11 protein-coding genes are annotated in these 9475 nt (G+C 33.3%); 9 read left to right on the forward strand and 2 right to left on the reverse strand.

Going from position 1 to position 9475, the window contains the following annotated elements; translation table 11 throughout:
• The 3 genes from repM to LVY74_RS17370 all read left to right on the forward strand — a co-directional run.
• On the forward strand, positions 1-951 hold a 951-nt coding region (gene repM, locus LVY74_RS17360), incomplete at its 5' end, for a replication initiation protein RepM (protein WP_237816112.1).
• Positions 944-1519, forward strand: a complete 576-nt coding sequence (locus LVY74_RS17365; protein WP_237816113.1) for a plasmid replication DNA-binding protein — start codon at positions 944-946, stop codon at positions 1517-1519. The genes repM and LVY74_RS17365, both read left to right, overlap by 8 nt.
• Before the next feature lie 12 nt (positions 1520-1531).
• Positions 1532-1675 carry a hypothetical protein gene (locus LVY74_RS17370; RefSeq protein ID WP_167514224.1) on the forward strand — a complete coding sequence of 48 codons (144 nt, stop codon included), beginning with the start codon at positions 1532-1534 and terminating at the stop codon, positions 1673-1675.
• Between the two features lie 188 nt (positions 1676-1863).
• Here LVY74_RS17370 and LVY74_RS17375 read toward each other — a convergent pair whose 3' ends face one another.
• Positions 1864-3126 carry a hypothetical protein gene (locus LVY74_RS17375; RefSeq protein ID WP_237816114.1) on the reverse strand — a complete coding sequence of 421 codons (1263 nt, stop codon included), beginning with the start codon at positions 3124-3126 and terminating at the stop codon, positions 1864-1866.
• Between the two features lie 100 nt (positions 3127-3226).
• Between LVY74_RS17375 and LVY74_RS17380 the strand changes: the two genes are divergently transcribed.
• The 6 genes from LVY74_RS17380 (at position 3227) to LVY74_RS17405 (ending at position 7734) form a co-directional block, all read left to right on the forward strand.
• A complete protein-coding gene (locus LVY74_RS17380) occupies positions 3227-3577 on the forward strand; it encodes a hypothetical protein (protein WP_237816115.1) in 351 nt (116 codons plus the stop codon).
• A gap of 22 nt (positions 3578-3599) precedes the next feature.
• A complete protein-coding gene (locus LVY74_RS17385; protein ID WP_237816116.1) occupies positions 3600-4271 on the forward strand; it encodes a lecithin retinol acyltransferase family protein in 672 nt (223 codons plus the stop codon).
• Between the two features lie 79 nt (positions 4272-4350).
• On the forward strand, positions 4351-5283 hold the full coding sequence (locus LVY74_RS17390) for a viperin family antiviral radical SAM protein (RefSeq protein WP_237816117.1): 933 nt from the start codon (positions 4351-4353) through the stop codon (positions 5281-5283).
• Positions 5284-5809: 526 nt separating this feature from the next.
• Positions 5810-6154: a type II toxin-antitoxin system RelE/ParE family toxin gene (locus LVY74_RS17395; RefSeq protein ID WP_151710785.1), complete on the forward strand. Its 345-nt coding sequence runs from the start codon at positions 5810-5812 to the stop codon at positions 6152-6154.
• A 4-nt stretch (positions 6155-6158) separates the two neighbouring features.
• Complete coding sequence (locus LVY74_RS17400; RefSeq protein ID WP_237816118.1) at positions 6159-6461, forward strand: helix-turn-helix domain-containing protein; 303 nt, start codon at positions 6159-6161, stop codon at positions 6459-6461.
• 79 nt (positions 6462-6540) lie between these two features.
• Entirely contained in the window at positions 6541-7734 is a 1194-nt protein-coding gene (locus tag LVY74_RS17405) for a hypothetical protein (RefSeq protein WP_237816119.1), read from the forward strand.
• A 152-nt stretch (positions 7735-7886) separates the two neighbouring features.
• Here LVY74_RS17405 and LVY74_RS17410 read toward each other — a convergent pair whose 3' ends face one another.
• Positions 7887-8252: a plasmid mobilization protein gene (locus LVY74_RS17410; protein WP_237816120.1), complete on the reverse strand. Its 366-nt coding sequence runs from the start codon at positions 8250-8252 to the stop codon at positions 7887-7889.
• Positions 8253-9475: the final 1223 nt, after the last annotated feature.

Here is a 9475-nt window from a genome sequence, read left to right on the forward strand (position 1 = left end):
ATGAGAGAATTAGTTGTAAAAGACAATGCCTTAATTAATGCAAGCTATAACTTAGATTTAGTAGAACAACGTTTAATCTTATTGGCTATTGTTGAGGCAAGAGAAAGTGGCAAAGGGATTAATGCTAATGATCCATTAACAGTCCATGCAGAAAGCTATGTCAATCAATTTGGCGTACATCGCAATACCGCTTACCAGGCATTAAAAGATGCCTGTAATGATTTATTCGCAAGACAATTCAGCTATCAAAAAATAAATGAAAGAGGGAATATTGAGAACTATAGATCCCGTTGGGTTAGTGAAATTGGATATGTAGATAATGAAGCCGTGGTTAAGCTTATTTTTGCCCCTGCCATAGTTCCATTAATTACGCGCTTAGAAGAGCATTTCACTAAATATGAATTGCAGCAAGTTAGCAATCTCAGTAGTGCTTATGCTGTTCGTTTATATGAGCTATTAATTGCTTGGAGAAGTACTGGCTCTACTCCAATTATAGAGTTAAATGATTTCCGCCAAAGAATTGGAGTACTCGATACAGAGTACAAGCGTATGGAACGCTTTAAAACTAGTGTACTTGAGCTTGCTATTAAACAAATTAATGAACATACAGATATCACAGTGAAGTATGAACAACACAAAAGAGGTCGATCAATTTCAGGTTTTTCTTTTACGTTTAAACAGAAGAAAAAGGATAATCCATCAATAGAAAGAGATCCGAATACCTTAGACCTTTTTTCAAAGATGACCGATGCTCAACGGCATATGTTTGCAAACAAACTTTCAGAACTCCCTGAAATGGGTCGCTATTCACAAGGAACTGAAAGCTATCCTCAATTTGCTGTTCGTATTGCTGAGATGCTACAAGACTCTGAAAAAATCAAAGAACTAGCCCCATACCTAAAAAAAGTGGGATACATGCCATCAAATAAAAAGGACACAGTAAATGGCTAAGTTATCGCTAAGTAAAGTATCTAAAAAATTCCATGTGGATAGATCAACCATTTACAGAGCTGTACGTAACGGACGTTTATCACGCTCCAGTGATGGACAATTCGATCTAGCAGAGGTCATCCGATGCTTTGGAGAACCTGAGCAAACACCTCAAAAAATTGAATCATCTAAGCAAGAAGGTGATGAATCTACAAAAAAACTTATTGCCCATTTAGAAAATGAAGTCAAAAAATACCAAGAACGTGAAGAACGGTTAATGCAACAAATTGACCGTATGCAAACACTCATTGAGCTGAAAAGTGTTGCACCTGCCACAGCAGCACCACAACAAGATGCTACGGCATGCGACACTGACATGCCACAGCATGCGACAACACAACAAGACAATGATAATAAAAAGAATAATGCATTAAATATTGCAGAAAATGTGGCGGTGCCACAGCAAGAAACTACGGCATACCACACCCAAACGCTACAGCATGCCACGTTGCAAAATGTGGCAGTGCCACAACACAAAAAACGTGGCTTATTTGGCCGTGTACTGAATGCTGTTTTTGATAATGACTAAGGGAGAAAGATCATGCCGAAACTGAAAGACATTGCCCTAGGCATTATTGTGGCCCCGCTGTTGATCCCGATCATGCTGATCGCATCGTACCAAGATAAAAAGGAGCTGAAAAAAGAGCTGGATAAACGCCAAAAAGAGAAAGACCAGGCATCCTGATTATTCAATTGGGCTAATTAAAACTGTGAAACATTGATCACTTATTAGGCGTGGAACGTGATAAATCAAAGAAAAAGCCCAATCGGGAAGGATTGGGCTTTTTACATCAACATAAAACACTGAATTTTAAAGAGAAATGAAGAGCATTTCGTATAAGGCGTATTATGTTAATTTTAGATATTCTTAATTTATAAACACCTTATTTTTATCAAGCCATATCTATCATCAATTAATTCCATGTTCTTAGGATCAAATTTTAAAGCAAGTTCATATGCTTTATCTTCTGCATACCAATTTATCGTTTGATGTTCCTTAAGAGATATAACATAAGCGTAGTACTTAATTTTTAAGTACAGTTCTTTTAGCTCTTTAAAGCGTAGATATAGGGTTCTTGCTGATAAGGTATCACCTTTCTGCTGAAATAGATCTGATACGATCTCACTTATAGTTGTTTTATCCGGATGATGTTCTTCAGAATATATTGCTATTTTTTCTCCATTCGTTGAGTTTTTTAAGCAAAGAATAAGAAAAGCACCAAAAATACTTAACCATCTAGCAGGCTTACCAACAAAAAATCTTTCTCGCTTCATTCTTTCAGAGGATTTTAAAATAAAGTTAAGTAAATCATCTTTATCATTTATATAATCTATTAAGAACATTGACGCAGATGTTGTTCCATCAGATGTATCTATAATATCATCAATCAATTTCAGACATTCCTCTTTAAATTTCTTCCTATCTTCAATACTCATATTTTCATCAGGTTCTATTATTGTAATTTCTTTTCTATTACCATTTCTTTTAATTCTAAATAAATTTTTGATACTCTCATATTCAATTATTAGAAGAAATCGAATAAAAATCTCTTCACCATATTCATATAGTATTTTTGAATTAACATTTTTTTTTGTAAACAAATTAAGATCAATATATTTTTTATATATTTTATAAGATGCCATATTAAATTCATAAAAAAATGACTTTATTAAAAGATTGCTTGCATAAAAATTATCATCAATATTTTTTTCAATATAATCTAAAACTTTATTTAGATAGATTTCAAAAATTTCAGTATTTAATTTTTTAAATTCTATATATTTTAGAATAATTCCAAGTGAGAATTCTTTATGATAATCCAAAACAGCTTCATATTGTTCTTTATTTATATTATTATATTTTCCATTTTCAGTATAGTTACGTATTTCATAAAAATCAGGTGATTTTTTTCTTACTAGAATTACTTCTAAAGCAAAAAGTAGATAGTGTTTGTATAAGGTATAGTCATGTGAGCTAACTTCATTTTTTTTTATAACGCAATCAATTTTAGAAATTATTTTATTTATATTTTTACATAATTCATTGTTTTTAATCATTAAAAATGAAACTTCATGGAAGTGCATAAAGTCTAGAAGATCTGATGCCGCATGCTGTTCTTTAGTAATTCTTGCCATTTTAGTTTCATAAAAAGTAATCTTATTATTGACAATTATATACACTAAATTTCTCTTGTAAAATCTAGTAATCGAAACATTTTTTATTAACTTGATTATTATGAATATCACCAAACATTGTCATAAGAGAATGTCTCAAAGAGCAATATCTAAGAATTTAATTGATTTCACCATTTATTATGGAGAGCTTAAAGGAGATAGGATAGTAACAAATAAGAAGATATTGAAATCAAATATAATTGAAATCGATATTAAAATAAAGTCATTAAAAAAACTGATAAATAAATTCAAACATTTATTAGTTTCAAGATTAATAAAAAAATCTTTGATTAGTCTTCAAGAAACAAGAAAAGTTGCATTAAAAGTTTTGGATAAAGGTGGAATAACTATTGTTTTAGATGGAGATTCATTAATCACAACATACAACACAAACAGTTTTAGACGCTGTTAATTTCAATCAAAGAGAGTTACTTATGAACACTATACAATTAGGCTCACACCTATGCTCTTCAAGAGGCTTATATGACCATCACGGTATTTACGTTGGTGATAATCAAGTTATTCACTATTCTGGTTTTGATGAAGCCTTTAAGAAAGGGGCTATAAAAAAAACAAGCCTAGAAAGCTTTTTGGGAGGAAGTGACGATTTCAAAGTTGTAAGCTACCCCTCATATCAAAATATCTATTCTCCAGAAGAAATTGTTCATAGAGCACAATCGTGCCTAGGCGAAGATGACTACAATCTTTTTTTCAATAATTGTGAACACTTTGCTTGTTGGTGTGTAACAGGAAAAGCTCGTAGTGAACAAGTTCAAGCAATTATGCGACACACAACCAATGCTGTGTTTTCTTATTATGCTTTTCAAAGATATCAGATACTGGCTGCTACAGCTTCAGCTCCTATAACGATGATGACAACTACACCAGCAGTAAATTCTGTTCTAACAAGTATGGCTTTGGGAGGAACGGTTGGGATTGGTGCTGCAACTCTTACTACCTCAGCGCTAGGAACTGGTGCAGTAGCAGGTGCTGCTGCAGTTGGTGTGATTGGTGCAGCAGGAGTTGGAGCTGCTGCAATCACGGTAGCACCAGTTATGATCGCTGGAGCACTAATTGGCGGATTATTTTCTTTATTTAATGACTAGACTTCTTTCAATTTGGCAGTATTATTACTGCCAAATTTATTTTAAAAATCATAAAATTATACTAAATAAGGCATATTATATGGATCTAGTCATAAATTGGCATATAACCGAAGCATGCAACTATAAATGCTTTTATTGCTTTGCCAAATGGCAACAAAAAAATCAACGAGAAATTTTGCACTCAAAACAAAATATTCAGCAATTAATGCAAGAAATCTCTTTATTACCCTCTATTTTAAATACGAAAAGTGGATGCTCTTTTACGGGAGTACGTCTCAATTTGGTTGGTGGAGAAACATTCCTCTATAAACACCAAATCCTAGACATCATAAAAGCAGCAAAAAAATATCATTTTAAGTTGTCTGCGATCACGAACGGCAGCCTATTAAATGATGAACTCATTAAAATTATTGCAAATGAATTTTCGATGATTGGCTTCAGTATAGACTCTACTCACTCCGAGTCTAATCTCAGAATTGGCCGGGCAATTAAAAACATACCTATCGAAACAGATAAGATTTATGCACATATCCAAAATCTGCGAACAATTAACCCTAAAATCGATATAAAAATCAATAGTGTTATTAATCAGTTTAATAAAGATGAAGATCTTAATGACTTCATTAGGAAGTTATCGCCATCAAAATGGAAAGTTTTTAAAATGCTTCCTGTCATTACCAATGATTATTCCATTAATGACTCTGAATTTTATGCGTTTTTAGAAAGACACTCTGATTTAGAAGATATCATTAGTTCAGAAAATAATGATGAAATGACTCACTCTTATTTGATGATTGATCCACTTGGACGATTTTTTCAAAACTCATCAACTTCTTGTGGTTATGATTATAGTTCTGAGATCCTAATTAGTGGTGTTTCATCAGCATTAGATGAAATTAAATTTGATGTAAGCAAGTTCATTAAAAGATCAAAACTGATTCCAAACCTGAACCTCAATACTAGGAACAGTCCACTAATTAATGAGTGGCTTTCAAGAACCCATTTAACATAATGGCGCTTATGCGAAATGCAATTGTTAGAACCCATTTAAATCAACAACTTAACTAATTTCAGAAAACCCAAAAACCGTAAAAAAGCCGATTCTGAAACATGTCGGCTTTTTTACGCTCAATTCTGAAACCTTTTGCCAATAAAATTGATTAAATTTTAGTCAAAAATAGCAATCCCATATATTTTATAAGCCTTTTATGACCGAAAGAATCCACAATTTCTGCGGATAACCCTTGGGATGAATTTTGAACAATCCTGTACGCTCAGGATCACATGAATTAGGGATCATTGCGTCTATGTCATCTCTATGATTTTTCTTATGATGAAGTCATACAGGAACAGGAAGTTCCAGAACGTAAAATGGATGTTTATGTTCTAACGCAAGGATCGTGAGGTACAACAGGACGTTATACCTAGAACCGAATATGAAAAACCCTCGGCAGGATGCTGGGGGTTTTTTATTGCCATTTGAAAAGTAACTGAGTTAGATATAAAATATAGACTATAATCTATATTATGGTTGTAATATGTGGACAGTCATCACGACAGATCTGTTTAATGAATGGCTTGAGCAGCAAGACGAATCAACACAAGAGAAAGTTCTAGCGGCTTTGGTTGTTCTACAGCAGCAGGGACCAAGTTTAGGTCGCCCTTTAGTGGATACCGTGTATGACTCTAAATTTACCAATATGAAAGAGCTACGTGTTCAACATCGAGGGAAACCACTGAGAGCCTTTTTTGCATTTGATCCATTACGACAAGCCATTGTGCTGTGCATTGCTGATAAAGGCGGGAAAAAGCGATTTTATAAAGAGATGCTGGATATTGCAGATGAGCAATACGAACTTCATCTCTCAACCCTAGGAGATTAATCTAATGGCTAAAACCTTACAGGAATTATTGGCTAGCCGCTCTCCAGAGAGCCAAGCTCGTATTCAAAAAATGGCTGATGAACTACTTTTAGAAATTCAGCTTCACCTTATTCGAGAAGAATTAGAGATTTCCCAAAAAGAACTGGCTGAAACTCTTGGCATAAAACAGCCATCACTTTCAGCAATCGAAAACCGAGGCAATGACCTTAAAATTTCGACCATGAAAAAGTATGTTGAAGCGATGGGTGGAAAGCTCCGTATTGATGTAGAGCTTCCAACTGGAAAACATATAGGATTCAATGTATAACGATACAAATGGGAGCTGTAAGCTCCCATTTTTCACTTCGCATAACGTGCATTATATTAATTTTAGAAGAATTAAACTAATGAAAAAATATTTTTTTAAACAGCTCTATCATTTCAAAATAGAGCTAAATGAACTTTCCTTAGATAATAACAATGTTGATTTGCTATTAAAAATTCAACAAAGATTACTTAGTTGGCATAAATCATTAGAAGATTTTTCTCATCGTAGAAAAAAAAGATTAAATTACCTTAGTAAACAAAAAAAAGATCCTAATAATAGTAAGCTAAATTCAAAACAGATTAAAAAATCGATAAAAATTTGCGTAGATCAACTCGATGAGCTTAAAGTATTTAAGCTTTGGGCACGACATTTAGGTAACTCTATTCCCCATCTGTACTATGACAAAGGAGATTTAAGAGCCTATTCATATAGTGTCAATTCAATTAATCTTAAAGAGTTATCTGGAGATCTCTTTGGAAAAGAGGGACAGGATTTAGAATTAGAAATTTTCTATAAATTACTTTCAGAAGGATATAAGACTCTATTAAATGATCTAACTAGCCTAATTAGACATGCCGACATTATGGTCATGGAGAGAGAAGTTCCATTTTTAATGGAAGTAAAACAAAGTAAGGCAACCTCTAAAACAGCAGAAAGACAAATCCAAGATGCAAATAAAATTGGAGAGTATTTATTAAAAGATAATAGTACGGAAATTAGAGGTGGTGCTATTTCAAAAAGGATCAGCGCTTCTGTCAAAGAAATTAGCAATAAATATTTGATAAATAAAAATTTTAAAAATTCAAAGAAGGATGGGTATTGCTTTTCCAAGATTGAGGATGGCTTTTATTGTTTAAGCCATTTAAGCGGTGTTGATCCATCACAAATAAATTTTTCTCTAATAGAAAATTTAGAAAAACCATTTTTTTTCCTCTTAAATCAATTTAAAAATCAAGAAGATCATTCTCTTTTTTATCCATATTCGTTGTCCATTGATGATCCCGATATATTTGCAAATTTTTTGTGTGGTAATTTTCTTATTTATTTCATAATTGATTGGAAAATCATCGAGGATAAGGCTGAACTTGAAAAGCTAACTTTAACTCCTATTTCAGAATTTTTAGCTTTAGAGATTTTGTCAGACTCTTCACCCCCCCTATATTCATATACTTTGATGAAAGCTATTGTTGAATTTACATCAGTACATTGGGCATTAAATGAACTATGTAATATCTATGCTAGTGTTCCACTAGAGTTCAAAAATCTAGAATGAAATTGATACAAATTATATGTTTGTAGATTAATTACCCCTTACTTTTTGAGTGATAGTACGTGTAGCTCAGCACGACTTTCGATTTAACATAAAATCTCTTATGCGAAATTCAGGCTAACGCCACTATACAAGGTCACACACCTTACACTTTTTTAAAACTTGATCGCTGATCTGACTTTAGAAATGAATAGATCAATCGAATTTTGGTTCTTAGAAAAATCCAGCAGCAGCCCATTTACTTTAGATCTGATCTCGTTCGGATCAGTCAGCTCCCCATTCATTAAGTTTTTCAGTAGTCCCCCCACTTTATTCATATCTGATTTTAGGCTGCGAATTTCCTGGATTGTTTTTATATCAGTCAGACTTTTAGGTTGGTAACCCAATCCTAAATCACGCAACTGAGAAGCCGACAAATTTCCCTGGGCCGCACTTTCTTCAATTTGCTTTTTTTCAGCTTCAGTTACCACAACTTGAATTACTTTTTGGCGTATCCGTTTCGGCTTTTTTTGTTCAGTCATTTTTTCTATTTCCAGTACATTTTGGCTATGCCAAAAGCTCCGCAGGACAAGATGCCACGTTGAGCTGAAAGCGAATAAGTAAGGTAATTTATATAACCAAGGCTTGCCATGTTATATAACATTACACATCTTGCCTACTTTACCCTTAAGTACTTTCTTAAAAATTCTTAAATATTCCTAAAAATCGACTATCTAAACAGGCCCAAAACCCTAAATTCCACGTATTCCTAGAAATTCTTAAAAATTCCTAGAAATTCCTAAAAAATCTTAGATAATCCTACTTATTGAAAATCTATGATGAAGTAAAAAACAAATCATAGTTGGACATCACCAAATTAAAAAATACCTTCTTCAATCAAAAGAAAAGATCCTGGCAATGCACGAATATGCATATCCCCCCCAATGAAATTAATGCGGAAATTCCTAAATTAAGCCGAAATACTTCGTATCAGTCATTGTCACTAGTTTGTCTACAGACGAACTTAATCAACAACAAAAGCAAAGAAAAAAAGAAATAGAAAGACAGGAGATCAATTCAAATCTTCAGTTAATGAAATGACCAATGTTGAGAGGAATTTAGAGAAACTAACAGAGAGAAAGCCTAAATTTTTTTATGATCCCCATACAGAATGTAAAGACTTTATCTAATCCCTGTAAAATTTAGCTTTTAAATGCACTCATTTGCGATTTAAGCTCAAATTCACACTGGAAGGTACAGAACGAGTGTCTACGAGTGAAATCGCTGAAATTCGCGCTTAGACTCTCTGAAAAACAGCTTTTTAGGCTTTGAAGCCTAAATAAGCGTCAATCACATGCAGAAAATTGAGTCTAGATCGAGCGTAGCGAGTAAAAAAGCTTTATGAGCGAAGCGAATTCATCGTGCTTTTGCTTTTTATTGAAGTCACAACGAGATGAGCCAAAAAATTGCCCCGACGAATCGAGCGAAAGCGAGATTCAATAGAGTTTGAGCGTAGCGAAAACCAAGGGCAATTTTTCATGATTTGGGCTTTTAATTATTTTAAAGCTTTTAAATGCTTTTAGACATGCTGAAAGCCTTTATTAACAATGCTTTCAAAGGTTATATGACACCGTTTACCTTGCAATATGACACCGTTTACCTTGCAATATGACACCGTTTACCTTGCAATATGACACCGTTTACCTTGCTTATAGCACTATAATTAATTAATGTGTCATAGCATAATAAATAATATTGGTGCTTC

Origin of the sequence: Acinetobacter sp. ME22 (assembly GCF_022012315.1) — a bacterium.
In the GTDB taxonomy this organism is placed as follows: domain Bacteria; phylum Pseudomonadota; class Gammaproteobacteria; order Pseudomonadales; family Moraxellaceae; genus Acinetobacter; species Acinetobacter brisouii_A.

Coding starts and splice junctions, on each gene's coding strand:
- LVY74_RS17395 (WP_151710785.1), top strand. CDS start 5,810: ATGTGGACAGTCATCACGACAGATCTGTTTAATGAATGGCTTGAGCAG.
- LVY74_RS17405 (WP_237816119.1), top strand. CDS start 6,541: ATGAAAAAATATTTTTTTAAACAGCTCTATCATTTCAAAATAGAGCTA.
- LVY74_RS17410 (WP_237816120.1), bottom strand. CDS start 8,252: ATGACTGAACAAAAAAAGCCGAAACGGATACGCCAAAAAGTAATTCAA.
- LVY74_RS17380 (WP_237816115.1), top strand. CDS start 3,227: ATGAATATCACCAAACATTGTCATAAGAGAATGTCTCAAAGAGCAATA.
- LVY74_RS17385 (WP_237816116.1), top strand. CDS start 3,600: ATGAACACTATACAATTAGGCTCACACCTATGCTCTTCAAGAGGCTTA.
- LVY74_RS17400 (WP_237816118.1), top strand. CDS start 6,159: ATGGCTAAAACCTTACAGGAATTATTGGCTAGCCGCTCTCCAGAGAGC.
- LVY74_RS17365 (WP_237816113.1), top strand. CDS start 944: ATGGCTAAGTTATCGCTAAGTAAAGTATCTAAAAAATTCCATGTGGAT.
- LVY74_RS17375 (WP_237816114.1), bottom strand. CDS start 3,126: ATGGCAAGAATTACTAAAGAACAGCATGCGGCATCAGATCTTCTAGAC.
- LVY74_RS17390 (WP_237816117.1), top strand. CDS start 4,351: ATGGATCTAGTCATAAATTGGCATATAACCGAAGCATGCAACTATAAA.
- LVY74_RS17370 (WP_167514224.1), top strand. CDS start 1,532: ATGCCGAAACTGAAAGACATTGCCCTAGGCATTATTGTGGCCCCGCTG.